The sequence below is a fragment of the Flavobacterium sp. genome (assembly GCF_040402835.1).
In the GTDB taxonomy this organism is placed as follows: Bacteria; Bacteroidota; Bacteroidia; order Flavobacteriales; family Flavobacteriaceae; genus Flavobacterium.
The window spans coordinates 19,922-45,025 of record NZ_JBBALW010000001.1; the positions used below are offsets into that span (position 1 = coordinate 19,922).

The following is a 25,104-nucleotide window of genomic DNA, read 5'->3' on the forward strand; positions in this document are numbered from 1 at the left end:
TTTATAATTTTTCTAAAACTTCCATTACTTGCATAGCCCTGTCTTTATAACTGTGCCTATTATTGATGGCTGCGGCTCGTGCAAAGACCCTAAACTCATTGGCTTTTGCGGTTGATAGTAATAGTAAATAATTTATTTTGGATACACACTCCTCCACATTTTTATATAAAAAAATCTCTTTGCCTTCTTCAAAAAACAATTGATGATCTAGTGTATTTGGTGCCAACTGAATTCCTCCAATACCGGGAATTTCAAAAGTACGCATGTTGTGAGCGTTTAAATTATGAGGACGCATTATGTTCAATTGAATTCTATACTTTCTTAACGTGTACCACAATTCATTATTGGAGACAGTATTAAAGCATTTGATATTTTGATGCTTTACAAATTTCTCCCAACGGTAGCCAAAAACATCAATTTCAATTCCTTTATTTGCAAGACTTTGTATTAACTTAGCCCTGAATTCATCTGGATTTCCTATAAAGCAAACCTTATGTATCTCGTCTTTATTTAAAGCTAAATTATAAACAGATTCGTCAATATCAAAACCAAAAGGCAGTATGGATGTCGGGATATTAAATTGCAAATCAATTTGTTTTTTTATATCCACACTGTAGGTAAAATGGTAGTCATATAAACCAATACTTTTGGTGATATTTGAATTACCACTACCTCTTCCAGAAAAAATAAAAGGATTGTCGGGATTGTAATTAATCAATTTAATTCCTTTCTCTTTAGCTAATAATAAGGATGTTGGAAATACCTCCATACCTTTGAAAATAAAAATTAAATCGGGCTGAAATACATCAATCTTTCTAACTAATTTTTTATTAATCTTATTATAAATAGCACTTATACCTAATTTGAATATTATTTTATTTAAACTATTTTTATTGTAATATTTGTAAAAAATATTCTGAGCTGGGAAGAATTCTACAGTAATGTTCTTTCCATGTGCCGACCAATATTTCAAATAAAAACGTTCAATAGCATAGTTGCTATCTGCTCCAATTACTAGTAATTTCATTTTTTTAGAAAAGAATATATTTTTTGTTTAAAGGTTTTATAAACAAATACCGGAAATAACATCGAAAATAAAGTGAATAAATAGTAAATCAAGTAAATCTTAATTTGAAAATACAAGGAAAGTATTTTTAAATCATTGTTTTTGCTTGGATGCATTCCAACACTTAAACCAAAAGCTTCTGGTAATGCATCATTTTGTTTGTAATCTAATATCCAATGTGGGTAGGTGATACTGTAAATTCTTTTAAAAACTGAATAAACTCTTTGCTGTGTTAATTGATCGGAATCATTTAACGCACCAATTAAAACATGAATAACTGAGGGCAACCCCCCATCTACAACCTTATAATTTTTCCATTTTTTTGCGATAGTATCTTTATAAGAATTGCGATGCTCATTTTCTAAAACAATATCTTTTAAAACAAGAGGCTCATGTATTGAAAATAATTGAGCTCCTGTATTAATTATATATACGCCTAAATACATTTGAGCATAAATACTTCCATCATACTTAGACGTGTTATATTTATCAAAAGTGTCTTTTTTGTATATTAATCCTCCAACAAAACTAAAACAATAATAATTTTTGAGAGCAACATCTACACCGGTTCCAATTAACTTGGTTGTTACAGCTCTATTAATTAATGTCCCTCCAGTACTTTCTTCTATCATATTACAGAAACCAATATCTGGGAAATTATTTTCATTCAAAAAATTCACTAAATATTGAATACTATTATTACCCAAAATACTGTCATCATTTCCAATTACAAATGCATATTTTCCAGATGCGAGCGAAATACAATTTCTATAATTGAAATCATAACCTTTATTTATTTCATTTTTGTGATAAATTATTGGGTATTTGTAAGTAGGAATAATACTTCTTATTTGTTCCTCCGTATCATCAGTTGAACAATCATCACTGATAACTATTTCAATATTTTCGTAACTTTGAAATGCAATGATTTCAAGGCTTTTTAACAAGTATTTTACTCTGTTATACTGAGGAATACAAATAGAAATTTTCATACTTATGGTTTTTTAGCTTCTAAATAAACGGACAAATATGACTCTTTACTCCCTTCTACATCTTTTATTTCATTGATATATTCACTTTCACCATACGATTTAATTTTTATTTGTTGAAATCCATATTGTTTAACTTTAAAAGTCAAGCTTTTATCATCATACATATATTTATGTTGATGAGGATAACCTTGCCACTCTAAAATTAATTTTTTGAAAAATCCAACATTTCCATATTGACCTTCTCTGTGCATATTAATTGCCCACATGATAAATTTAGTGCTTTCTGCTTCAAAACTATTTTGCTCATACTCCGCAATGTACTTTTTAGCAATTTGCAATAAATCAGGCACTACAATTCTAATTACTCCACCCGGCTTTAAAACTCTATTCGCTTCTTTTAAAAACAAATCGGTTGATTTTAAAGTTAAATGTTCAAACAAATGTGATGCATAAACTATATCAATTGAGTTATCATTGTACCTCCACTTTTTATTTAAGTTCATATACACAAAATTTTCACTTTTGTATTCAACGGGGTTGAATAATTTAGCAAAAGATTTACCAATAAAAGGTATCTTTTGAATATTTGCATTTAATGAAGAGTCGGTATTAATCCAACCAATTGGCCTTACTGAACCACAACCAAGATTTAGTTTTATCATGTATTTATTATTGATTTTTTTATTAAAATTTCCTATTAAAACCCCTTATCTGTTCCACCCTTTATGCTGACATCAGAATAATAATACACTTCTAAATCAACTTCTTTGGCTAATTCTTTCAGAAGCGGTGAAATGTATTGAATTGGATGCGAAATGAAGTAAGTGAGTTTTGGTTTCATAATTATTCCCCTTTGAGTTTATTTTTAATATAAATAGCATTTTCAAATCCAATAATGAATGAAAGAAATTTAAAGTATTTACCACCTACAAGGGGAAATTTTTTGTAACCTAAAATTTCATTCATTTGCTTTTTTACATCAAATATAATTATCGGATAATAAGAACCATAACTATATGCAATTTTTGCAAAATTTTTTGCTAGTGTTTTTTTTACTTTTGGAGTATAAATATATTCTAATATAATTTGAGTTTTTAATTCTACCGTTTTTAATGCCCCTTTTGCATGATGAAATGTTTTACCACCTGAAAGTAAATTTAGAGATTTTCTATAATAATTAATGGAGGTTTTGTCATAAATAATTTCATTGGAATGAAGTAATACCCTACAAAAAAACTCACTGTCGTCATCGGGTGACCTATTTAGTAAAGTTGACCAATGACCAGCTTTATTTATTATTTCTTTTGGAGTTAAATATGCATTTGGCTGTACCATTCCATCTTTTCCATTTACACCATTTAGATTGAGTAAAAACTCCATTGGATTAGTAGAAAATGATAAAAATTCAGTATCAATTTCAATTCCTTTATTTGCAAGACTTTGTATTAACTTAGCCCTGAATTCATCTGGATTTCCTATAAAGCAAACCTTATGTATCTCGTCTTTATTTAAAGCTAAATTATAAACAGATTCGTCAATATCAAAACCAAAAGGCAGTATGGATGTCGGGATATTAAATTGCAAATCAATTTGTTTTTTTATATCCACACTGTAGGTAAAATGGTAGTCATATAAACCAATACTTTTGGTGATATTTGAATTACCACTACCTCTTCCAGAAAAAATAAAAGGATTGTCGGGATTGTAATTAATCAATTTAATTCCTTTCTCTTTAGCTAATAATAAGGATGTTGGAAATACCTCCATACCTTTGAAAATAAAAATTAAATCGGGCTGAAATACATCAATCTTTCTAACTAATTTTTTATTAATCTTATTATAAATAGCACTTATACCTAATTTGAATATTATTTTATTTAAACTATTTTTATTGTAATATTTGTAAAAAATATTCTGAGCTGGGAAGAATTCTACAGTAATGTTCTTTCCATGTGCCGACCAATATTTCAAATAAAAACGTTCAATAGCATAGTTGCTATCTGCTCCAATTACTAGTAATTTCATTTTTTTAGAAAAGAATATTTTTTTTGTTTAAAGGTTTTATAAACAAATTATATTGTGCCCTATTTATATTCTACTTTTAATAAATTTAATAGGTGCACCCGCGTAAATAGAATCTTTTAATAAATGACCTTTAACAACACTATTTGCACCAATAACTACCCCATCTTCTATCATAGTTCCAGGTAAAATAATACAGCCTCTTCCAATCCAAACATTATTCCCGATATTAATTTCTTTTGAAATATCCGGATTATATTTCATAGACACTCCTAATTCTGAATAATCATGAGTAGTGTCTCTAATTGAAGTATATTCTCCAATTTGAACATCATTACCAATTGTGACTTTGTTTAAGCAACATAGTATTACACCAAATGAAAAAATAACATTATTTCCTACTGTTAATTTAGAATTCTCACACAATTCAAATTTACAAGCATCGTAAATATTGATGTTTTTCCCCATATTTACTTTTAAACAAAGGCCAGAAAGTTTGACGTTTTTTCCAATTATTAAATCTTTTGAACTAAAATAAAAAAAAACTCTAATTTTTTTTATAATTTTAATATTAATGGTTCTAAATAAAACAAAAATTATTTTTCTCATAAAGTCTACTAGACTTTGAGTTCTATAAAAAGCTATGATTTTATTTTCCATTATAAGTATTTATGATGTTTTATACTAGATTAAACTATATTTAAAAGCGATAAATTGTTTGTTTTCCAATAATTAAGTGTGTTTTTAAATTTTCTATTAAAAATATTTTTTATTAGATTTCTTACCAAGGATTTCTTTTCCCTATTGATTATTTTTATTTGATCCTTTTTTCGTAAACTTGATAAATTTAATTTTTCGATAAGTAGATTTAATGAATACATTAAATACTCATCTTTACCCTTAATTATTTCTTGATCTGGATGTTGTCTCCAATTCACTAAATTCATTTGCATTTCTAATAATGGATATTTTAATGCAATTCTCATAAAAAATTCAGTATCGCTTACACACCTTAATTCTAAAAATCCTTTTTCATTTTCAAAAATATCTTTTTTTATTATTGTTAGAGAAGGACTTAAATCTAAAATTCCTCTTTCAAAAAAATGAGTTCTGTAAGCAGTATTTGGGTAATGAACAGTAACATTGGTTAAACTCCTTGAGCTTATACCAAATGCACAATCAGGATGTTTCTCCATTTCTCCTACCATCACCTTCAAGCAGTTATTACTCATAGCGTCATCACTATCCAAATATTTTAAATATTTTCCTTTAGCATAACTTGCTGCCTTATTTCTATTTGGATAATCTCCCAAATTAGATTCATTAATATATACTTTAATGCGGCTATCTTTTGCTTCATAAGACTTTGCGATATCGACTGTTTTGTCTAATGAACAATCATCCACAATAATCAGTTCAAAATCTTGAAAAATGGATGCTAAAACGCTTTCAATGGCTTCGCCTATATACTTTTCGCGATTGTAGGCTGTCATTAGTACGGATACTATCGGCTTTTGGTTTACCATTTTAGGTTTCTTAAAAATTTAGTACTAAAGTTATGTATATACTTATTATCTAGTCGAGACATTGGCAAAGGGTTGGTGTTTTTTATTTTTCTTTTAAAAGAATCAAATTGCAAAAAAAGTTTAATGTAATTGTCCGCATTTTTTTCAATATCATACGCTTTTTTATATAGATCAAAGCAATTAATTTGCATTTGTTTTAATAAATTTCTATCCTCATGAAGTAACATAATAAAATTTGAAAATTCTTCAATGTCATTTAATTTGCACCTAAATCCAATGTCTTTTGTAACAATGTCTCTAATTCCTCCTGGTAAATCATTTACAATTGTTACTACTCCATTCGCTAAACACTCTAAAATAGAAACTGGTGTTCCTTCAAACGAAGTAGGAAAAATAAAAACATCTTGTTTTTCTAATATTTCATATACTTCATTGGTTGAATCAGGCTCAAAAAACTGAATATTTTTTTTATTTCGCCATTGTGTTTGAAGATTTTCCTTTTGCGGACCCTTACCGATAATCGTCCAATTTACTTCTATGTTTTTGTTTATTAATAACTGTTCTATTTCTAATAAATAATTAACCCCTTTTCCTTCGTCTAATCTTCCTAAAAACACTAAATTTAATTTATTTGATAGGGGTTTATTTATAAATAATGACGACCCCTCTTTTACTCCATAGGGAATGTAAAAGCTCCTGTTTGCAAAATCTAAAGGATTTGAAGCAAAAACAGCATCTGAAAAAAAAGAAGAATGGGCTATCGCAACATCAATTTTATTCCCAAAAGAAATATTTTGATTTACATAAAAAAAATCATGCAATAAATGAAAAATAGTTTTAGGATTATTAAACCTGTCTGCAGCGCTTAAAGTTAATGCGTTATCCGTAACTAATGCCCCAGACTCATTACCTAAAAGTTGATTCAATCTTTTTTGAACATAATATTGATTTTCTTTATCAGAATATTCAAATAAAATAACTTCATCAACCAAAAACTTATCTAAAAATGGCATTCTATTATCTTCTTTTGATTTCAATAAAATAACTTTAGAATGAAAATTATTTATTAAGGCACTGTAGTTGATTATATTGTAGTTGAAGCTAGATACACCTCCCATACAATTTGGAAACGTAAACACTATCGTTGGTTTATTTGGCATTTTTTAATTGTTTAAACCAAGTTATATAATTTGATACGCCATCTTCTAATATAACTTTTGGGCTATATCCTAAACTAATCATTTTATTTATATCCGCTTTCCAATTTAATGGGTCACCAATTTTTGATTTACCCGAAAAACTAATTTCTTTTCCAAGAAAATAGCTTTTAAAAATAATTGCCAAATTTTTAATTGTAGTTTCTTCCCCATTTGCAACATTAAATACATCACATTTAAAGGTGGCTTTTGAAATAATTAAATCTATAATTTGGACTAAATCATTAATATGAATAAAATCCCTACTTTCCATTCCAGTTCCAAAAAGTTCAATGGTATTGTTATTTTCTAATTTCTGACAAATGTCCCATAATAATTGTTTTTTTAGACCATTTCCATATACCGAAAAGGGTCTTATGATAGCAATTGAAATTCCAAAAAGTTGATGAAACTCTTTGCAAATAGTTTCACTCATTAGTTTATGAAATCCATAAGGTGAAAGTGGATTTGTTCCGTCATTTTCGTTAATGGGTAACTTAATAGGGTTGCCATATACAGCTGCACTTGAAATATGAAGGTATTTACATGAAGGTTGGTGTTTTTTTATGCAATCTAAAATTTTAAAAACTGCCAAAGAATTTGCTTCAAAGTCATTTAATGGATTTTCAATAGAATATCCAACATTACCACTGCCAGACGCATTAATGCAGACATCAAAAGAATTACTAATAAACAATTGTTCAAAATCAGAAGACAGAACTGATAATTTTGAATAATGATACTCACTAGAATCAAATTCAATTAAATCGCAGCCGAAAATAATATTTTTACTTTCGCAAAAATGTTTTATTATATGTGAGCCAATAAAGCCTTGAGAGCCAAGAATTAAAATCATATTTATAAAAAGTTTTATAAACTATTTAAGTTAAATTAAGTAAAATACAAAGGAAGTAAACGTTTAATATGTTTAGTACCGAATAAAACTAATTTGTAAGTTTTAAAATAAAATATAACTAAATTTTTTATTGATTTAATTGCACTTATTGGGTTGGTTTTAAGGTAATGTTTAAATGAACCTAAAATTTGCAATATTTCCAACCTTTTTAAGAACATTAACATAAATTCATATTCATTAGCAGTAATTATGCCTATTTCAACTTTTTCTTTCCATATTCCAATTACTTTTTCTACTGCTTTTTTATTCAAGACCTCATTTGAAGTAGCTTGTTTTCCGTGTTTTCTATAAAAATAAAGTTGTTTGTTATGGAAATAAATTTTACTTATCAAAGAAATTTCACAGAATAATAGAACTCCCTCTCCAATATTGCCTTTTCCTAATCCGAAGCGATCATCCCAACCGCTTGTGTTATTATAAATAGATTTGCGTATTAAAACCATTGGCTCAATCATCTTAGACCAGGAAAATATGGAACAAAAAGGCATATTCGGGTTAGTTTCCAATATTTTTTTTAACCAAAATCTTGTAGGATAATATCTTTGGCCATAATTAGGATGAGCTAAAAAAGAATCATATTCGTCAATTAATATATGGTCAGAATAAATCGCACCAATAGTTTGGTCATTTTGCAAAATATTTATTAAATCTTTGTAATATTTTGAATCTAAAATATCATCTGAATCCATAAAATGAATATATGAAGAGTTAATATTTATTAGTTTTAATCCGAATAATCGGGCACTAACATAACCTCCATTTGATTTTTTAAAAACCTTGATTCTTTTATCTTGTTTCATTATTGAATTTAATATTTCAGCTGTGTTATCGGTACTGCCATCATTAACTATTATTAACTCCCAATTAATATAAGATTGATTAATTATTGAATTGATTGTTTTTTTAACAAACAATTCAGAATTATAACATGGCATAACAATGCTGATTACTATTTGTTCTGCCATCTAAATATGTTATAATATATAATTATTCAATTTTCTTGGTTAAAAGTTTGCCTTTCAACTCTAAATATATTCCTTATTTAATCCAATGGTTAATTCACCAGAATTGAATATTAAAAAATTATGGGAAATTAGTATTAATTCCAATTCACTTTTTGACATTACATCTTCATGAACCTCTATGGCAATTATCTTTGTGTATTTTAAAAAACACATATTTGAACCTGATTTGAATAATTCTTTTTCATATCCTTCTATATCAATTTTTAAAAAATCAATATACTTCCATTTTTCATTCAGGATAATTTCATTAATGGTAATTGAATTAATCTTTCCATTGCAATCCTCAATTGTTGTATTTGACCAGTCTGATTTGTCTCGATAGTCTTGCGAATTTTCAAATTTTTTTGTACTATCATTCGAAAGTGCCATTTCTTTAATAGTTATGAAATTTTCCAGGTTGTTCAATTCTATATTCTTTTTCAATATTGCTACATTTTCTGGGCTTGGTTCTATTGCTATTATTTTTACATTCGTTAAGTATTTTGCAAAATATAAAGATGTATAACCAACGTTACTTCCTGCATCAATGATATTAAAGACTGATGTGTTGTATTGACTTAGGATATTTAAAACTATTTTATATTGTTCCTCTATAAAAACTTGGTCATAAACTAAAATATCACTGTGTTTATAATCTCTCATTGCGATTAAAAATTCTGAATCAAACTTTACAATATAAATTCCATCAACCTCTAAATGATTTTCATATTTTGGTTTCCATTGAATTCTTTTCTCAAAGTAATTATTTGTCAATTCATTTATCGGAAATAATACTCTAAATATTTTTTTAAGTTTTATAATATTTATTATTTTTTTCATGAAGTAAGGATTATAATATTTTATTTTCAATACTTATTATCTTTGTTTCCGGAACAATAAATCCAGCATGTTTAGGATAAATAATATTTCTATTTTTCATTGGGTTTTCTGAAATTTCAAATTGAATAATTTCTGGTAAATAATCTAATTCATTAAAATGATCTAATCCTAACCATATTCCAAGCATGTAAGTTCCTGGTATTAAACCAAAAAGATTAATTTCTATTTTAACTTTTTGAGTCATATTTTTTTCTTTGAAAAAAATATTTGAATAACCTGGTATACCTTCCATTAAGGGTTCCGAGTCATACGAGGATATGTATATAGCAAGGAAAGCCCCATTTTGGATACTTTCAATATTAGAAATGAGCAACTCTAATTGTAACACCAAATTTGGTTGATTACCAGTAATGCTTAAATTTACATTACTAATTTGAATATTTTTTTTCTGTTTAACAAACGAATCTAACTGCCAAAATAATGATTTGTTTTTTCCAAAATTATACTGAGCAATAACATTTTCAACTGTGGAAGAAATTTCTATACTTCCTTTTGTTATTAAAATTCCTTTATTGCAAAGATTACTAACAGCTGCCATATTATGGCTCACAAACAATACCGTTCTACCTTCTCCTTTCGAAATATCGCCCATTTTCCCCAAGCATTTTTTCTGGAACTCCGCATCGCCAACGGCAAGTACTTCATCTACTATTAAAATTTCACTTTCCAAATGGGCTGCTACTGCAAAGGCCAAACGCACATACATGCCAGAAGAGTAGCGTTTTACTGGGGTGTCAATATAGCGTTCCACACCTGAGAAATCTACAATTTCATCAAACTTGCGGTCTATTTCACGTTTGCGCATGCCCAAAATGGCACCGTTTAAGTAAATATTTTCGCGGCCGGTAAGTTCTGGGTGAAATCCTGTTCCAACTTCTAGCAAACTGGCCACACGGCCTTTAATATTTATTTTTCCGGTAGTGGGTGTAGTTACACGGGACAGAATTTTAAGTAAAGTGCTTTTACCCGCACCATTTCTTCCAATAATCCCCACGGCATCGCCTTGCTGTATTTCAAAATTCAGGTCTTGTAAACTATACACCAAATCGGAGCTTCCCTTTTGGCTACGGTCATTGCTTTCTCCAATTTTCAAAAAAGGGTCTTCTTTTCCCAATACATTCATTTTCACCCAACGTTCTAAGTCCCGGCTAATGGTGCCAGTGCCTATTTCGCCAAGGCGGTATATTTTAGAGAGGTTTTCTACTTTTATTGCTGTTGACATTAAGGTTGAGGTTAAGGTTGAGGTTGAGGTTAAGGTTAAGGTTAAGGTTGAGGTTAAGCTGCTAATCTTGAAATGATTTCTTTACTGTCAATATTTAATTTTGAGAAGGCAAACCATTTCTTCCCTAAATCTTTTAATGATGCTCCAATGTGATACACTTCTTTTTGATCAAGTATCAAAAATCGGTCATGTGCTTTTTTGAATAGGTTTACTTCAATAACGTCATACTGTAAATTGTGTTTTTCAATATCAAGTTGAAAAGCTGGATCTATTTTATTTAAGTATATACTTGCTTTTACCTTAGCTTGTCTTTTTGAAAGTAAAGTTAACACCGTTTCATCACAATAATTATCAATTAATACAATTGATTTCTTTGCTGATTTTATTAATTTATTTACAAAAACATAGGCATCAAAAACTTCCCCATCATAGAAAATACCTTGATTTGGCGGTAAATTAGTGTGGAGCAATAATTTTATTTTAGTATCATGGTCGTACAGTTTTTTTTCAATACTTTCAATTCTATCCTGAATAACATACCCTTTTAATAAATACGTTTTTAAAGTATTTGTTGCCCAAATGCGAAATTGAGTTCCCGTTTTGGACTTCACTCTATAACCAACCGATATAATTACATCGAGACTATACAACTTTGTTTTATATTTTTTGCCATCAGATGCAGTTGTCAAGGAATACTTGACAACTGAATTTTCTGGGAGCTCTTCTTCCTTGAAAATATTATTGATATGCAAACTAATATTTTGCTTTGTCGATTGAAATAACTCTACCATTTGTAATTGTGTAAGCCAAACGGTTTCATCCTCTATTAAAACATCAATATGTGTTGATAGATTTTCTGATTGATATATGACTATTTCGTTGGGTGACAATGTATTGAGGTTGAGGTTGAGGTTAAGGTTGAGGTTAAGGTTAAGGTTAAGGTTAAGGTTAAGGTTAAGGTTAAGGTTGAGGTTTTAGGTATTTGATAAGTTTATTGAGTTCGTGGTGGATTTCGTTTAGTTCGTTTTGTATATGATTGTCTTCAGTGAAATAATCAACCTTACATCCATATATATAATGACTTTTAGTTTCCAATAAACTTCCTTTTGCTATAATATAAAATCGTTTTTTGTCCATTGAAGTTTCTCTTCCAAATCCTTCTGCTATGTTAGCCGACACTGATAAACCCGCTCTTCTAATCTGACTGGTTAATCCATAATCCTCCGATCGTGGCAAACTTTTAGTAAGCTCAAAAATAACTACTGCCAAATCCATCGCTCTTTTCCAAACTGGCATGTCTTCAAAAGAGTGGTATTTCATGGTGGAGGTTGAGGTTAAGGGTTAAGATTTTAGGTATTTGATAATTTTGTTTAGTTCGTGGTGGATTTCGTTTAGTTCGATGAGAAGTTGATTGTCTTCAGTGAAATAAGCAACTTTACATCCATATATATAATGACTTTTAGTTAATAATTCAAGTTTACCCATTTTGCCAGCGTTAAATATCATTATGTTGTTTATCCGTAATTTTCCAGTGGCCGGTTTTAGACTCACCTTTGAACTCTATTTTATTTTCCTCTCTTAATAGTTGCATCCAACGTTCTATGGTTCTTTGCGTAACTTTGAAATGTTTCTCCATGGTTATAGCATTAGTTCTTGGATTATTTTCGATAAAAACAAGAAGCGTTTTACACCGACATTTACACCAACATTATCTCCGACCTTATTAGTGATATCTTCTGTGACATCTTCTGTGACATTATATTTATTAAGTACACTTTCATTAAAAACTGTTACCCGAAAACCATTTTGAAAATCTTCAAAAACAGGGGAAGCCAACCCATAATCGATAAAAGCATTGGTAATACGCTTTATTCCCGAACCGTATTTTTCAATAATCCCTGCTTCTCTAAAAAAATCGGCAATCTTTCTATTTCTGGCATACGAAGTATAGATACCTGCTTGTAATGCTGAAACCGTTAATCCGTTTCCCAAGCCGCCCGGGTTGTAAAATTCTATTTTGTGGTCAAATATTTTGATGATGGAATCTCCCGCATTTTGATAATCACGATGCACAATCATGTTTACCACAATTTCGCGCAAAGCCTCTAGTGGATACTCCCAACGCTCTTCTCGTTGTGGATCACCGGTAATTATATAGTTTTTATTGATATGTTTCCTGACAAACGCTAAAGTGGCATCCACCTCAGTAAATAAATCAGTCCGTAAAACTAAACTGTCTTTTATACGCTACGGTAAGATTCCCATAAAGCGTTCCTGGATTATAAAAGGTAATATAATTATCGAAAATTTTTATTGACTATCTATTTTACTTTTAGAATATTGTATCGCTTTTTTCAACTTTTGTTTTAGTAATTCGTTTGGAATAAACTGCGTTATATATTCGCTTACTTTTATATTTGAAACATCGAGTTGCAGTAGTTCAATTTGTTCCTTATTTCCTTCAGTACACAAAATTAGTCCAATTGGAGCTTCTTCCCCTTCTTGCATTTCGTATTTTTCTAACCATCGTAGGTAAAGTTCCATTTGTCCTTTAAAAACTGCCTCAAATTTCCCTATTTTTAAATCAATAGCTACTAATCTTTTTAGCTTTCGGTGGTAAAAAAGCAAGTCTAAATAATAATCATCATTATCTATTTGCATTCTTTTTTGTCGTTCTAAAAATGCGAAACCATTCCCTAATTCTAAAATAAAATGTTCAATTTCTCTTAAAATTGCTTTTTCTAAATCTTTTTCTTGATAAGTATCCTTTAATCCCAGAAAATCTAATAAATAGGGGTCTCTAAAAATCAAATCGGGAGTTAGAATATCTTCCTTTTTGAGTTGCTGTATTTCTAATTTTGCTAATTCTTCTGGTTTTTTTGATATGGCTGTTCGCTGAAATAATAAACCGTTTGTTTTTTTCCTTAGCGTTGCTACACTCCAATTTTCTATGCGACACATTTGAGTATAGAAATCTCTTTCCAACTCACTTTTTATAGGGATTAATATCTTGAAATGAGACCAACTCAATTGTCGCCACAGCGTAGCGACATTTTCAATGTCAGAAAATTGAATGGCAAATTGTATCATTCTGCGTAAGTTTTTCTCTTCATAAGTACGACCATACTCAATTGTCAATTGTCGTGACAGCGTAGCGACAATCTGTTTTCCATATTCGGCTCTTTGATTTTCAAGTATTTCAGTGTTTACACGACATCCTATTTTCCAATACATCACAGCAATATTTGAGGTGATCACTTTACTTACCGTTTCTTTTGTTAGATTGATGATTAACCTAATATCAGATAAGATTAACTCTTCTGTATTTTGTAATTGATTTTTCATTTTACCTTTTTTAGAATATTTTAATTGCTTTGTCCGTGGTTGGTGTCCTCACTAATCCACTCAATTTAGCCATTGTTTGTGTTTTAGCAAAGTGGTATTAACAATTTAAATTAAATTTTTCTTCTATCTTTTTCCTTCTTGTTGAACTGTCAAGTATTCCTTGACAGTTGAAAATTCGTCTAGTTCCCCTTCTTTGGAAATATTATTGATATGCAAACTAATATTTTGCTTTGTCGATTGAAACAAATCTACCATTTGTAACTGTGTAAGCCAAACGGTTTCGTCTTCTAATAGAACATCAATATGTGTTGATAGATTATTTGATTGATATATGACTATTTCGTTGGGTGACATGGGTTGAGGTTGAGGTTTAGGTTAAATGGTCGTTTTGCGTTTTGCGTTTTGCGAATAACGGTTAACGAATAACGATTAGCGATTAGCTTTTTTTGAATGGTTGAGCCTGCCTGCCGGCAGTCAGGGTTATTTATATCCTAGTTTTTTTCTGTTTTCCCAGTTTTTCTGTTCTGTTTTTTCATCAATAAATTGTTCCATAACTGCATAAATTTCCATCAATTGCACATCGTGTTCCCCAAGTCGTTGTTCTAAATTGTTTTTTAAAGCCATGATTTGTTCAGAAAGATGACTTTGCAAACTAATGGCCTTTCTGACTTCTACAAAAGCTCGCATGATAGCAATATTTACTAATGCCGCTTTTTCTGAACGCAATACCGAACTTAGCATTGCAACACCTTGCTCTGTAAACGCATAAGGCAAATACATTTTTCCTCTATGCTTTCTCGAACTGGTCACAAACTGTGACCAGTTCGATTCTAATTCTTCTAGTGTGATTTGAAACATAAAATCATCAGGGAATCTCACGCTATTCCTCTTTACGGCCTGATTTAACACTTTAGTTTCTACTTCATATAGTGATGCTAAATCAAAGTCAAACATCACTTTTACTCCTCGAAGTTCATGAATTGAGGTTGAGGTTGAGGTTAAGTCTGTCATTTAAGGTTAAGGTTATTTAGGTTGAGGTTAAGGTTAAGGTTAAATGGTCGTTTTGCATTTTGCGTTTTGCGTTTTGCGAATAACGGTTAACGAATAACGGTTAGCGATTAGCTTTTTTTGAATGACCTTTGCTGTAAATTTCTTGAAGTCTCTAATCAAATCAGACAATTTACCGTTTTCTGATTGGAGTATCAAATGTATGTGATTGGACATTATTACATATCCATATAAAATCATTCCTTTGTTTTTTATACAATATTCCAAACTTTCAATGATGCAGTCTTTATACGATTTCCTATAAAAAACATCTACCCAATCTACAACGGTTGCAGTAATAAAATGCAGTTTTGATTGATCGCGAATTAAATATCCTTCTTTGTCTTGCATTTGTTTGTTTTAATATTCAGTCGGAGACTGGAAATCACTACCTCAAAGTCGGAGACTTTGCGGAGCTGGGGCCTCACCTTAGTCATAACCTCAGCCTTAAATCGTATCCACAAATGTCTTCTCTGTTTTATTAAAAATCACAACTCCCAAAACCAGTGAAATAAAAGTTACTAAAGCAGAATATCCTAAACTATGTAAAGTCAATTCTCCTTGTCCTAAAAAGCCATAACGAAAAGCTTCTATAATACCTGTCATAGGGTTTAACTCAATTAAATGTTTATACTTTACAGGTGCTGCACTTAATGGGTAAATAACCGTAGTGGCATACATCATTAATTGTACCCCAAAGGTGATAAGAAATGCTAAATCTCTGTATTTAGTGGTTAAGGCGGTGATGATGAGTCCAAGTCCAAGACCTAGTAGTGCCATTAGTAAAACTAAAAAAGGAAACAAAGCAATAGCCCAAGTAAAATGAAAATTCGCCCCTTGAATGGCATAATAGCCAATCATAATTACAAATAATAATAATTGCACCAAAAAACGAACCAAATTGCTTGCCACAATACTCAAAGGCATAATTAAACGAGGAAAATATACTTTTCCAAAAATATTGGCATTGTCTTTAAATACCGTTGATGTTTTGGTAAGGCAATCGGCAAAATAATTCCAAGCCGTTATACCTGCCATGTAAAACAAGGGCTGTGGTAAACCATCAGTGCTTATTCCCGCAAGGTTACCAAAAATAAAAGTAAAAATAATAGTGGTAAATAAGGGTTGTATAAAGAACCATAATGGCCCTAAAATGGTTTGTTTGTAAAAACTCACAAAATCGCGTTTTACAAAAAGCCAAAGCAAATCTCTGTATTTCCATACATCATTTAAATTGAGTTTAAATAGGGAACTTTGTGGCTCTATAGTAAGGTCCCATTCATTTAATGCTTCTTCGTGGTTCATTTATTTTTTATTTTTTTACAAATCCACCACTGAACAATACCCATACTTGCGCAGAATATAAAAATGCTTAAAAACACATAATACCATAAAAGATAAAACTTTATAAGGTATTTTCTCAAACAAATATCATTTGCTTTTTTTTCGCCATAAACAAAATCAAGTCCTTTTTTTACTAAAGGGGAAAGTAGTGGAATTTTATTCCAATTGGTATAACGTACGTCTTGGTATCGGTATTTTTTAGGATAATTTGGGTGTAATTGCTTGGCATAAGTTGCAAAATTATTTTGCACTTCCTTGAAAGAGGCCAACGTGCTATCGGTTTTGTAAAAAGCTTGATTGAACAAAGGGTCCATGACCATCCAACGGCCGTTACTCCAAACTTCTACCAACATGTGCCCGCCAAAATGCCCATCGGCATACATTTGGCCTATGCGGGTAGGAAAGCCCATGGCCATATAGGTTCTGGTTAATACCATAGACGAACTGGCACAAGCACCACTTACGTCTAACAGGTCTAAATCGGTGGAGCGCATGTATTTGACTTTAAAACTATGAAGTTCATATTGAAATAACTCTTTTCTATTTTCTTTCTGTAAATTATAAATGGTATTCATTGCCCTTACGACCGTTTGCTCCGTATTTTCGTGTTTTAATTGGGATTCATGTAAAATAAATTTACCAAGTTGGTCAAAAAGTTCATTGTTATAATCGGCATTTATTTTAAAGAATAGCGTAGCCGAAAGAAAAAAACCAGCCGCAAATACTAATGTGAAGCGGTGTGGGATAAAGAAGTTGATAAAGCGTGTGCGTTTTTTCATTGAAATGGAGTTTAGGGGATTGGACTGTTTAATTGGTTAATAGTTTAATCGGTTATTTGGTTATTTGGTTATTTGTTGAATTGGTTATTCGGCAAAGGGGTTAATCGGTTAATTGTTGAATTGGTTATTCGGTTAATCGGTAATTTGGTTATTTGCAAAGGGGTTAATCGGTTAAACTTTTTCCTGATCGATTAAACTTTTCCGCTTAATTCTATACTATACAGCATTTGTTGAAACCCAGTTTTATTAATTTTGTTGTCATTCCGACGTAGGAGGAATCTCATAAGTTGCGCTCGTTATGTGATTCTTCGTTCCTCAGAATGACAAAAGCGGTAAATAATAGTATTAAGCCAACTTTTCCTAACCGATTAAACTTTTCCTAACCGATTAAACTTTTCCTAACCGATTAACCTATCATTATAACTTACCCAATAAATCCTTTGGGTCGATATTCAATTTAGATAAAGCAAACCATTTTTTGCCTAAGTCTTTTAAAGATGCTCCTATATGAAACACTTCAGTTTCATCAATTATCAAAAATCTGTCGTGAGATTTTGTGAATTCCTGAATATCAATGGAATCGTATTGCTTTTCAAATCGCACTAAATCTAGTTTCAACTGTTTGGTGATTTCTTTAGTATAAATTATAACTTTTACAGCTTTTGCTCTTTTCGATAATTGTAATAAAACCGTTTCATCTATGTAATTATCAAATAGAATGATAGATTTTGTTGCGGATTTAATGATATTTAAAACAAAAACGTGTGCGTCAAATAATTGTCCATCATAGAAAACTCCATGATTTGGAGGCAATTTAGTATTAATGACTAAATCAAATTCATTACTTTTCTCTTCTAGAGAATTTACTTTTTTTTCTAAAATATCCATTCGATGGTGAATGGCGTACCCATTGAGCAGATAGTTTTTTAGTATTTTATTTGCCCAAATACGAAACTGAACCCCTCTATTTGATTTTACTCTATAACCTAAAGACATAATCATGTCCAAATTATAAAATTCTACTTGATATGTTTTGCCATCACTTGCAGTTGTCGCAAATTTTGCGACAACTTGAATTCCTTCAAGTTCTTCTTTGAGTGCATTAGAAATATGCTTTCCTATAGTTTTAACATCTCGATCAAACAAATCAGCAAGTTGAATTCGATTCAACCAAACAGTTTCATCTTCAACCCTAACCTCCATTTGGCTTGTTAGAATTTCTGACTGATAGATAACTATTTCGTTTTGCATTGTTTTCTAGTTTTTTGGCGAAATGGTTGAGGTTGAGCCTGCCTAACGGCAGGCAGCGGTTAGGTTCAACTTTTTCCTAACCAATTAACCTTTTCCGCTTAATTCTATACTATACAGCATTTGTTGAAACCCAGTTTTATTGATTTTGTTGTCATTCCGACGAAGGAGGAATCTCATAAGTTGCTCACGTTATGTGATTCTTCGTTCCTCAGAATGACAAAAGCGGTAAATAATAGTATTAAGCCAACTTTTCCTAACCGATTAAACTTTTTTATCCTTATTTACTGCCAATTTCATTGTACAATAATGCATATTGTTTGGCTATAGTTTCGGCACTGAATCTTTTTGCATTTTGATAGCCATTTTGAATAAGACGTTCTCTGTAGGCGTTATTTTCAATTAATTTTTTGATGCCATTGTGAATGTCTTGAACAGCAAAAGGATCAACTTTATGGGCGGCAGTTCCTGCAATTTCGGGCATTGAGGTGGTATTGCCAGTTATACAGACTCTTCCTACAACATTGGCTTCTAAAATAGGCATTCCAAATCCTTCTAAAGTAGAGGTTAAACTCAAAATATCACACTTATTGTATTCTTCACGTACTTCTTCATCGGTTAATCTTCGGTCGTGAAGTTCTATATGAATTCCGTTTTCTTTTACTAACGATGTAATTTCTGTATCGATTTTGCCGATAACAACCAAGGTTGATGGAATCCCTTTAAGTGCTTGAATTAATCGTTTTAAATTTTTGTTGGCAGCGGTGCCTATTTGCAAAATTCTAGGGTTTTTAGAATTAAAAGATTTTTCATTTTGTTTAAATTCCGGTGAGATACAAACATAAATCACTTTAATTTTATCGGCTTTGCAATAATTCAATCTCAAAATATCCTCTTTCGTTGCATAGGAGTTGGCTGTGATTATTTTTGATTTTTTTATGGGTAATTTAAACCAAATGTATTTAAAAATATATTTTTTCAAACCCTTAGATTCATACAATATTCCACAATCATGAATAGTAAGTATAGTTTTAGATTTTTTCAAAAATGCGGCGACATAATGAATATCTCCAGTAATATGATTGACATCGCCTTGATTGACCATGCAATAAAGCGTATTGCGCAATCTATTTAAAAAACCATTGCTTTCAAAAGGCATAATTTTATTGATTATTTCAAAATCATTTTGTAAATAATCTTGAATTAATTTAAAATACATTTCGATACTGAAATTACCTAAATGTCGTGGCTTTCTGTTAAAAAAGACAACTTTTATTTTTTTATTTGACTTGATTTTTTTCAAAATATCAATTCAATTTTTGACTTAAAACTGTTGCCCAATACCTACTCCACGTATAATTTCCTTTTTTAAATTGAAAATACGAATACTCATTTTTATGCATTTTGGTAGTATGGTTAGGTTCTTTTGCATCGTTTATTTTACCATAACCAAGAAGCCAATCTTGAAAAGGAAAGGTAAATCCCATTTTTGGTCGGTCCCAAATTTCTTTGGGCAACAAATCGGTAAAAGCATGAATAAGCAAGAACTTTTTTGGTTGGGATGCTTTTATTTCGGGAGCTATTTCATGGGCAAACTGCAGTAATTCTTTGTCTAAAAAAGGAACTCTTACTTCTAAAGCGTGCCACATACTCATGTAATCGGTATCTTTTAAAAGCTGATTTTGCATGTAGAGATTTATTTCTAGAAATGATGCTTTATTGAAAGCTGCTAAATTATTGTATTTTTCAAGTTTTTCTACTTGAGTTTTATCATTATAATTAGCTAGCGACGTTAACAATTGCCATACTTTTTTTTCCTCGATAGCCAATATCTTACTGATTTCCTTGGGACAAAGAAGTCCTCTATGAAACAGATACTCCCCAACAGGACCCGGAATATTTAAAAAAGCGGCTTTTTGGTATTTGTCTTTATTGAAATATTGTGCGCATTTAAAAAAAGAGTTTGGAACCCATTTCTTAACTTGGGTGATTTTTTTTGAGTTTGCAAAGGAATTGTAACCTCCAAATAATTCATCGGCTCCCAAACCACTCAATACGGCTGTAAGTCCAGCTTCCTTGGCATATTTACAAATAAAATAGCTATTAATCCCGTCGGTACTCGGCTGATCCATCGCCTCCATTACATCAGGTAGTGCCGCAAAAAATTGTTCCTCAGAAACTGTAAATGTTCGATGGTTAGCAGCTGTTTTTTTGATAATAATTTCTTGGTATTTCCTTTCTGAATAGGCTTCTTCATCAAAAACTATGGATAGGGTTTGTAAGGTATCTTTTAGTAAGGGTTGTGCCAAAAGCGTCAATAAACTACTGTCTATCCCACCGCTTAAAAACAATCCTATAGGTGCGTCTGATATCAGGTGGCGTTCCACTGAAGCAGTTACAACTTCCTTCACTTTTTGTAATGTTTCTTTTTTATTGCTGATTTGAGATGTAAATTGAAAAGCTGAAAAACGTTCTGTAGTAACCTCAGCTGTAATGGTATTGAGGGTTAAAACAGTGCCTTTTTGCAAGGGCAAAACTCCTGATAAAGTTGTTATTGGCTCCGGCAAATGACCAAAAGCTAAGAAATAAATTCGCCAATCTGGATTTTCTTCGAAACGGTTTAAGGTTTTAAAAGCTCTGATTTCTGAAGCAAAATATAGTTTTCCTTCTTCTAAAAAATAATACAATGGTTTGATACCCGCATGATCTCGGGCTAAGGTCATTTCATTTTTGGCTGTGTTATAAATTGCCAAAGCAAACATTCCGTTAAATTTTTCGAAACAGCCATTACCCCATTTTTCAAAGGCTTTTAATAGCACTTCAGAATCGGTTTTGGTATGAAAAGTAACGCCTAAAGTTTCTAAAGTTGACCTAATTTCTTTAAAGTTATAAATCTCCCCATTAAATGTTAAAACCAAATTTTTATCTTCACTAAGCATGGGTTGGTGTCCTGCTGAAGACAAATCAATAATAGAAAGCCGTCTGTGTCCTAAAGCTACCGTTGCATTTATATAGACTCCAGCATCGTCTGGCCCTCCTCTGTGCATGGCGTCACGCATTTTCAGAATATCTTCCTGAAGTGTGGTGCTTTTGGGGTCTATAATTCCTGCTATTCGACACATTTTTTAATTCTTAAGTAACTGGAATAATTTTTTATACTTTAATTTAACAAGCTAAATAGGCTAAGGCGTTATTTTGATTTATTTAGAAACAAGGCTTATAATAACTGTCTTTTCAAAATTTCCAAATCACTGGCTACCATTTCTTTTACCAAACCAGCTAAGTCATATTGAGGGTTCCAGCCCAATTTTTTAGATTTACTTTCCACAACCTACTCCTTAATAAAGAAACCCAAATAACCAAAGCGGAATATTGTTGTCGTTACCTATCTCTATGTTGTCTTTAACTACATACGAATTGGGGATGTTTCTTAATTGAGTTTGTTTTTTATTTTTTCCTCCTACTTCAAAAGAATAGCGATTGTTAACTATAAAATCGACTTGTTTTGATGCAAATACCTTATTGCTTTGGCTTACTTGATTAAAAAAAAATGTTTCACGTATGCTTCCCTCATTAGGAATAGAAACTAAATTATACATCAAATTAGCGTTGTGTATGTAAATTTTTTCGGGCTTGCCTAAACTATTAATTCCTTTGTCTTCTGTATGCAACAAATTTAAAAGTTGTGCCTCATTCAAAAGGTTTAAATAATTTTTCATGGTATTTAAACTAATGCCACTGCGTTCACTTATAGCATTCATATTGGGCTTATACGGTACGGAACTACTGATGATTGCCATTAATTTTTTTAGCAAAATTACATTAGAAGGTGAAATGACTGCATATTGTGGAATATCAACTTCTAAAACGGTGAGCAGTATCTCACTTAATTTTTGATGAAACGATTTCTTATTTTCTAAATAAAACGGATAATAGCCATGGTGTAAATAATCTGTAAAATAATGTAGTGGTTTTACTTTTTGAGTTATTTCAATAGCAATTTCTACATGATTTTCTATAATTTGTTCAACAGTGTATCTGTTTAGAAGAACTTTGGTTTCAAATTGTATAAATTCTTTAAACGATAATCCAGGCATTTCATACACTACGACGCGCCTGCTTAAATCTGCCTTGGCTTGATGAATGTGCAACAAGGAGGAACTTGTAAAAACTAGCTTCAAGTTGGGCATGTCATCGTAAATATTTTTTATTTCAATGGCCCAATTGTGGTATTTATGTACTTCATCGATGGCTATAAATTCGCCCCCTTTTTTATAAAAATCAGCTACTAAATCGTATAATTTATTTTCAAGAAAATAGAGATTATCCAAACTAATGTATAAAACTCGCTTGTCTGGTTTGTAGTTTAATCTAATATATTGTAATAAAAGTGTAGTTTTTCCTACCCCTCTGCTTCCTTTTATACCAATAAAACGATTATCCCAATCTATAGTATCAATAAAACTACGTATCTGACTAGTGGATATGGTTGCGTATTTTTCATAAAACTGACTAACTAATTTTTCCATATTTAACTTTTTACAAAAATACTAAAAAATATCAATGTATTGATGTTTTTTAAATAATTTTATATCAATGGATTGACGTTTTTTAGAATTTTATTAATAAATGGATTAATTGGTTATTTTTTTAAGCGTTTAGCAGAATATTCGATTAATTGGTTAGCTGATACAAACTTAAATTACCCGATTAAATTTTTCCTAACCGATTAACCCGTTAATCCTTTACCTAACCCTTCTCATAATTTCCAAATCACTCGCTACCATTTCTTTTACCAATCCAGCCAAATCATATTGAGGGTTCCAGCCCAATTTTTTAGATTTACTAGGGTCTCCTTTCAATAAGTCAACTTCTGTAGGACGGAAATATAGTGGATCTACTCTAACCACTACTGTACCTAATGGTAATTGATATTCAGGATGGTTGCAAGCCACAATTTTGGCAATTTCATTTTCATTTTCTCCTTCAAAAGCTAATTCTATTCCAACTTCTGCAAAAGATAAACGCACAAAATCACGAATATAAGTGGTAACTCCGGTTGCAATGACATAGTCATCGGCAATCTCTTGCTGCAGGATTCTCCACATGGCTTCGACGTAGTCTTTAGCATGACCCCAATCTCTTTGAGAATTTAGATTTCCTAAATACAAACAATCTTGTTTTCCTAAAACTATGGCAGCGGTAGCCATTGTGATTTTCCGAGTAACAAAAGTTTCTCCTCTTCTAGGTGACTCATGGTTGAACAAGATGCCATTACAGGCGTAAACACCGTAAGCTTCTCGGTAATTTTTTGTTATCCAAAAACCATATATTTTTGCAACCCCGTATGGTGAACGCGGATAAAACGGAGAATTTTCATCATAAAAACCTGCAGCATTTTTGTTTTCTGCCAAACCTCCATATAATTCCGAGGTAGAGGCTTGATAGATTCTGGTTTTCTTTTCTAGACCAAGAATTCGCACTGCCTCCAATATTCTTAATGCACCTATTCCGTCGACATTGGCAACATACTCAGGTGAATCAAACGAAACTTTTACGTGAGACATAGCCCCAAGGTTGTAAATTTCATCGGGTTGCACTTCCTGTATGATTCTGATAATATTCATAGAATCGGTCAAGTCACCATAATGTAATTTAAAATTAATATGATTCTCGTGTTGATCTTGGTAAATATGATCAATTCGTTGGGTGTTAAATGAAGAGGCTCTTCGTTTGATTCCATGAACCATATAGCCTTTTTCTAACAACAATTCAGCTAAATAGGAGCCATCTTGACCGGTTATTCCTGTTATTAAAGCAGATTTTTGTTTAGTACTCATATTTGTTCGTTGTTTGTTGGTCGTTGGTCGTTAATCGATATTCGTTATTCGTTTTGCAATGGACGAAAAACGGTAAGCGACAAACGGTAAACGATTACTGCATTGATTTTATTAATTTATATAACATCATTTTTATTCTAATGCACATTTCTGACAATAATTTATAATCCAATTCAGAAATATATCCCAAATCCTTCGATAAAAATAAATGATAGTTTGTTTCTTCTAAGGAACCTTTTGCAATATATAAAAACTGGATGAATTCCTTTTTATACTGTCTAGCTTGACCTTCAATTATATTAGTAGGAACACTACTAGCACTTCTTCTGACTTGACTAATAAGACCAAATTGTTCTGCCTTAGGAAAAACTTGGGTTATTTTATAGACTTCAATAGTTAGTTGATGTGATAATTTCCAAACTTCTAAATTAGATTCCATTATATCGGTGTTCGTTATTCGTTGGTCGATATTCGTTTTGCGTTTTGCGATGGACGGTGACGGTAGACGATTTTAGTTGCTCGTTGTTCGTTTTGCGATGGACGGTGGACGGTAAACGATTTTAGTTGCTCGTTGCTCGTTTTGCGATGGACGGTGACGGTAGACGATTTTAGTTGCTCGTTGTTCGTTTTGCGATGGACGGTGGACGGTAAACGATT

At 31.2% G+C, this 25,104-nt stretch carries 28 protein-coding genes; all 28 read right to left on the reverse strand.

The window, feature by feature from the left end; genetic code table 11:
• Position 1: 1 nt before the first annotated feature.
• Positions 2 to 1,027 (reverse strand): CgeB family protein, encoded by a 1,026-nt coding sequence (locus AC9UEH_RS00110; RefSeq protein ID WP_509527203.1) that lies wholly within the window; start codon positions 1,025 to 1,027, stop codon positions 2 to 4.
• Positions 1,024 to 2,058 carry a glycosyltransferase family 2 protein gene (locus AC9UEH_RS00115; RefSeq protein ID WP_509527205.1) on the reverse strand — a complete coding sequence of 345 codons (1,035 nt, stop codon included), beginning with the start codon at positions 2,056 to 2,058 and terminating at the stop codon, positions 1,024 to 1,026. Before AC9UEH_RS00115 ends, AC9UEH_RS00110 begins: the two co-directional genes overlap by 4 nt.
• Before the next feature lie 2 nt (positions 2,059 to 2,060).
• Complete coding sequence (locus tag AC9UEH_RS00120; protein WP_509527207.1) at positions 2,061 to 2,720, reverse strand: class I SAM-dependent methyltransferase; 660 nt, start codon at positions 2,718 to 2,720, stop codon at positions 2,061 to 2,063.
• A 35-nt stretch (positions 2,721 to 2,755) separates the two neighbouring features.
• A complete protein-coding gene (locus AC9UEH_RS00125) occupies positions 2,756 to 2,899 on the reverse strand; it encodes a hypothetical protein (protein WP_509527209.1) in 144 nt (47 codons plus the stop codon).
• A 2-nt stretch (positions 2,900 to 2,901) separates the two neighbouring features.
• Complete coding sequence (locus tag AC9UEH_RS00130; protein WP_509527211.1) at positions 2,902 to 4,083, reverse strand: CgeB family protein; 1,182 nt, start codon at positions 4,081 to 4,083, stop codon at positions 2,902 to 2,904.
• A gap of 63 nt (positions 4,084 to 4,146) precedes the next feature.
• The gene (locus AC9UEH_RS00135; RefSeq protein ID WP_509527213.1) at positions 4,147 to 4,740 is read right to left on the reverse strand and encodes an acyltransferase; all 594 of its coding nucleotides are present in this window, start codon (positions 4,738 to 4,740) and stop codon (positions 4,147 to 4,149) included.
• A 29-nt stretch (positions 4,741 to 4,769) separates the two neighbouring features.
• The gene (locus tag AC9UEH_RS00140) at positions 4,770 to 5,606 is read right to left on the reverse strand and encodes a glycosyltransferase family 2 protein (protein WP_509527214.1); all 837 of its coding nucleotides are present in this window, start codon (positions 5,604 to 5,606) and stop codon (positions 4,770 to 4,772) included.
• Positions 5,600 to 6,643 (reverse strand): glycosyltransferase family 4 protein, encoded by a 1,044-nt coding sequence (locus tag AC9UEH_RS00145; protein WP_509527216.1) that lies wholly within the window; start codon positions 6,641 to 6,643, stop codon positions 5,600 to 5,602. The genes AC9UEH_RS00140 and AC9UEH_RS00145 overlap by 7 nt, the downstream gene beginning before the upstream one ends.
• A 112-nt stretch (positions 6,644 to 6,755) precedes the next feature.
• Complete coding sequence (locus AC9UEH_RS00150) at positions 6,756 to 7,658, reverse strand: NAD-dependent epimerase/dehydratase family protein (protein WP_509527218.1); 903 nt, start codon at positions 7,656 to 7,658, stop codon at positions 6,756 to 6,758.
• Positions 7,659 to 7,693: 35 nt separating this feature from the next.
• Positions 7,694 to 8,683 (reverse strand): glycosyltransferase family 2 protein, encoded by a 990-nt coding sequence (locus AC9UEH_RS00155; protein WP_509527220.1) that lies wholly within the window; start codon positions 8,681 to 8,683, stop codon positions 7,694 to 7,696.
• 60 nt (positions 8,684 to 8,743) lie between these two features.
• A complete protein-coding gene (locus AC9UEH_RS00160; protein WP_509527222.1) occupies positions 8,744 to 9,562 on the reverse strand; it encodes an FkbM family methyltransferase in 819 nt (272 codons plus the stop codon).
• Between the two features lie 10 nt (positions 9,563 to 9,572).
• Positions 9,573 to 10,844 (reverse strand): ABC transporter ATP-binding protein, encoded by a 1,272-nt coding sequence (locus AC9UEH_RS00165; RefSeq protein ID WP_509527224.1) that lies wholly within the window; start codon positions 10,842 to 10,844, stop codon positions 9,573 to 9,575.
• 53 nt (positions 10,845 to 10,897) lie between these two features.
• Positions 10,898 to 11,734 carry a virulence RhuM family protein gene (locus tag AC9UEH_RS00170; protein WP_509527226.1) on the reverse strand — a complete coding sequence of 279 codons (837 nt, stop codon included), beginning with the start codon at positions 11,732 to 11,734 and terminating at the stop codon, positions 10,898 to 10,900.
• A gap of 70 nt (positions 11,735 to 11,804) precedes the next feature.
• The gene (locus AC9UEH_RS00175) at positions 11,805 to 12,164 is read right to left on the reverse strand and encodes a four helix bundle protein (protein ID WP_509527228.1); all 360 of its coding nucleotides are present in this window, start codon (positions 12,162 to 12,164) and stop codon (positions 11,805 to 11,807) included.
• 318 nt (positions 12,165 to 12,482) lie between these two features.
• Positions 12,483 to 13,046 carry an ATP-binding protein gene (locus tag AC9UEH_RS00180; RefSeq protein ID WP_509527230.1) on the reverse strand — a complete coding sequence of 188 codons (564 nt, stop codon included), beginning with the start codon at positions 13,044 to 13,046 and terminating at the stop codon, positions 12,483 to 12,485.
• Positions 13,047 to 13,154: 108 nt separating this feature from the next.
• On the reverse strand, positions 13,155 to 14,189 hold the full coding sequence (locus AC9UEH_RS00185; protein WP_509527232.1) for a PDDEXK nuclease domain-containing protein: 1,035 nt from the start codon (positions 14,187 to 14,189) through the stop codon (positions 13,155 to 13,157).
• A 123-nt stretch (positions 14,190 to 14,312) separates the two neighbouring features.
• Positions 14,313 to 14,543 (reverse strand): virulence RhuM family protein, encoded by a 231-nt coding sequence (locus AC9UEH_RS00190; protein WP_509527234.1) that lies wholly within the window; start codon positions 14,541 to 14,543, stop codon positions 14,313 to 14,315.
• A 126-nt stretch (positions 14,544 to 14,669) separates the two neighbouring features.
• Complete coding sequence (locus AC9UEH_RS00195; RefSeq protein WP_509527236.1) at positions 14,670 to 15,200, reverse strand: ORF6N domain-containing protein; 531 nt, start codon at positions 15,198 to 15,200, stop codon at positions 14,670 to 14,672.
• A gap of 39 nt (positions 15,201 to 15,239) precedes the next feature.
• Positions 15,240 to 15,587, reverse strand: a complete 348-nt coding sequence (locus AC9UEH_RS00200; protein ID WP_509527238.1) for a transposase — start codon at positions 15,585 to 15,587, stop codon at positions 15,240 to 15,242.
• 96 nt (positions 15,588 to 15,683) lie between these two features.
• The gene (locus AC9UEH_RS00205) at positions 15,684 to 16,541 is read right to left on the reverse strand and encodes an ABC transporter permease (RefSeq protein WP_509527240.1); all 858 of its coding nucleotides are present in this window, start codon (positions 16,539 to 16,541) and stop codon (positions 15,684 to 15,686) included.
• The gene (locus AC9UEH_RS00210) at positions 16,538 to 17,359 is read right to left on the reverse strand and encodes a transglutaminase domain-containing protein (protein ID WP_509527242.1); all 822 of its coding nucleotides are present in this window, start codon (positions 17,357 to 17,359) and stop codon (positions 16,538 to 16,540) included. Before AC9UEH_RS00210 ends, AC9UEH_RS00205 begins: the two co-directional genes overlap by 4 nt.
• A 417-nt stretch (positions 17,360 to 17,776) precedes the next feature.
• Positions 17,777 to 18,610 (reverse strand): virulence RhuM family protein, encoded by an 834-nt coding sequence (locus AC9UEH_RS00215; protein WP_509527244.1) that lies wholly within the window; start codon positions 18,608 to 18,610, stop codon positions 17,777 to 17,779.
• A 277-nt stretch (positions 18,611 to 18,887) separates the two neighbouring features.
• On the reverse strand, positions 18,888 to 19,910 hold the full coding sequence (locus AC9UEH_RS00220) for a glycosyltransferase family 4 protein (RefSeq protein WP_509527246.1): 1,023 nt from the start codon (positions 19,908 to 19,910) through the stop codon (positions 18,888 to 18,890).
• Between the two features lie 4 nt (positions 19,911 to 19,914).
• A complete protein-coding gene (gene asnB, locus AC9UEH_RS00225; protein ID WP_509527248.1) occupies positions 19,915 to 21,729 on the reverse strand; it encodes an asparagine synthase (glutamine-hydrolyzing) in 1,815 nt (604 codons plus the stop codon).
• Between the two features lie 216 nt (positions 21,730 to 21,945).
• Complete coding sequence (locus AC9UEH_RS00230; protein WP_509527250.1) at positions 21,946 to 23,136, reverse strand: ATP-binding protein; 1,191 nt, start codon at positions 23,134 to 23,136, stop codon at positions 21,946 to 21,948.
• Between the two features lie 216 nt (positions 23,137 to 23,352).
• On the reverse strand, positions 23,353 to 24,447 hold the full coding sequence (gene gmd / locus AC9UEH_RS00235) for a GDP-mannose 4,6-dehydratase (protein ID WP_509527252.1): 1,095 nt from the start codon (positions 24,445 to 24,447) through the stop codon (positions 23,353 to 23,355).
• 94 nt (positions 24,448 to 24,541) lie between these two features.
• Positions 24,542 to 24,886 (reverse strand): four helix bundle protein, encoded by a 345-nt coding sequence (locus tag AC9UEH_RS00240; RefSeq protein WP_509527254.1) that lies wholly within the window; start codon positions 24,884 to 24,886, stop codon positions 24,542 to 24,544.
• Positions 24,887 to 24,900: 14 nt separating this feature from the next.
• A partial coding sequence (locus AC9UEH_RS00245) for a hypothetical protein (protein ID WP_509527256.1) occupies positions 24,901 to 25,104 on the reverse strand: 204 nt, incomplete at its 5' end.

Bases quoted from the DNA above. Each gene is read 5' to 3' on its own strand.
- AC9UEH_RS00135 (WP_509527213.1), bottom strand. From the start codon at position 4,740: ATGGAAAATAAAATCATAGCTTTTTATAGAACTCAAAGTCTAGTAGAC.
- AC9UEH_RS00115 (WP_509527205.1), bottom strand. From the start codon at position 2,058: ATGAAAATTTCTATTTGTATTCCTCAGTATAACAGAGTAAAATACTTG.
- AC9UEH_RS00165 (WP_509527224.1), bottom strand. From the start codon at position 10,844: ATGTCAACAGCAATAAAAGTAGAAAACCTCTCTAAAATATACCGCCTT.
- AC9UEH_RS00130 (WP_509527211.1), bottom strand. From the start codon at position 4,083: ATGAAATTACTAGTAATTGGAGCAGATAGCAACTATGCTATTGAACGT.
- AC9UEH_RS00120 (WP_509527207.1), bottom strand. From the start codon at position 2,720: ATGATAAAACTAAATCTTGGTTGTGGTTCAGTAAGGCCAATTGGTTGG.
- AC9UEH_RS00205 (WP_509527240.1), bottom strand. From the start codon at position 16,541: ATGAACCACGAAGAAGCATTAAATGAATGGGACCTTACTATAGAGCCA.
- AC9UEH_RS00210 (WP_509527242.1), bottom strand. From the start codon at position 17,359: ATGAAAAAACGCACACGCTTTATCAACTTCTTTATCCCACACCGCTTC.
- AC9UEH_RS00200 (WP_509527238.1), bottom strand. From the start codon at position 15,587: ATGCAAGACAAAGAAGGATATTTAATTCGCGATCAATCAAAACTGCAT.
- AC9UEH_RS00230 (WP_509527250.1), bottom strand. From the start codon at position 23,136: ATGGAAAAATTAGTTAGTCAGTTTTATGAAAAATACGCAACCATATCC.
- AC9UEH_RS00160 (WP_509527222.1), bottom strand. From the start codon at position 9,562: ATGAAAAAAATAATAAATATTATAAAACTTAAAAAAATATTTAGAGTA.
- AC9UEH_RS00150 (WP_509527218.1), bottom strand. From the start codon at position 7,658: ATGATTTTAATTCTTGGCTCTCAAGGCTTTATTGGCTCACATATAATA.
- AC9UEH_RS00140 (WP_509527214.1), bottom strand. From the start codon at position 5,606: ATGGTAAACCAAAAGCCGATAGTATCCGTACTAATGACAGCCTACAAT.
- AC9UEH_RS00175 (WP_509527228.1), bottom strand. From the start codon at position 12,164: ATGAAATACCACTCTTTTGAAGACATGCCAGTTTGGAAAAGAGCGATG.
- AC9UEH_RS00185 (WP_509527232.1), bottom strand. From the start codon at position 14,189: ATGAAAAATCAATTACAAAATACAGAAGAGTTAATCTTATCTGATATT.
- AC9UEH_RS00155 (WP_509527220.1), bottom strand. From the start codon at position 8,683: ATGGCAGAACAAATAGTAATCAGCATTGTTATGCCATGTTATAATTCT.
- AC9UEH_RS00195 (WP_509527236.1), bottom strand. From the start codon at position 15,200: ATGACAGACTTAACCTCAACCTCAACCTCAATTCATGAACTTCGAGGA.
- AC9UEH_RS00240 (WP_509527254.1), bottom strand. From the start codon at position 24,886: ATGGAATCTAATTTAGAAGTTTGGAAATTATCACATCAACTAACTATT.
- AC9UEH_RS00110 (WP_509527203.1), bottom strand. From the start codon at position 1,027: ATGAAATTACTAGTAATTGGAGCAGATAGCAACTATGCTATTGAACGT.
- AC9UEH_RS00190 (WP_509527234.1), bottom strand. From the start codon at position 14,543: ATGTCACCCAACGAAATAGTCATATATCAATCAAATAATCTATCAACA.
- asnB (WP_509527248.1), bottom strand. From the start codon at position 21,729: ATGTGTCGAATAGCAGGAATTATAGACCCCAAAAGCACCACACTTCAG.
- AC9UEH_RS00215 (WP_509527244.1), bottom strand. From the start codon at position 18,610: ATGCAAAACGAAATAGTTATCTATCAGTCAGAAATTCTAACAAGCCAA.
- gmd (WP_509527252.1), bottom strand. From the start codon at position 24,447: ATGAGTACTAAACAAAAATCTGCTTTAATAACAGGAATAACCGGTCAA.
- AC9UEH_RS00125 (WP_509527209.1), bottom strand. From the start codon at position 2,899: ATGAAACCAAAACTCACTTACTTCATTTCGCATCCAATTCAATACATT.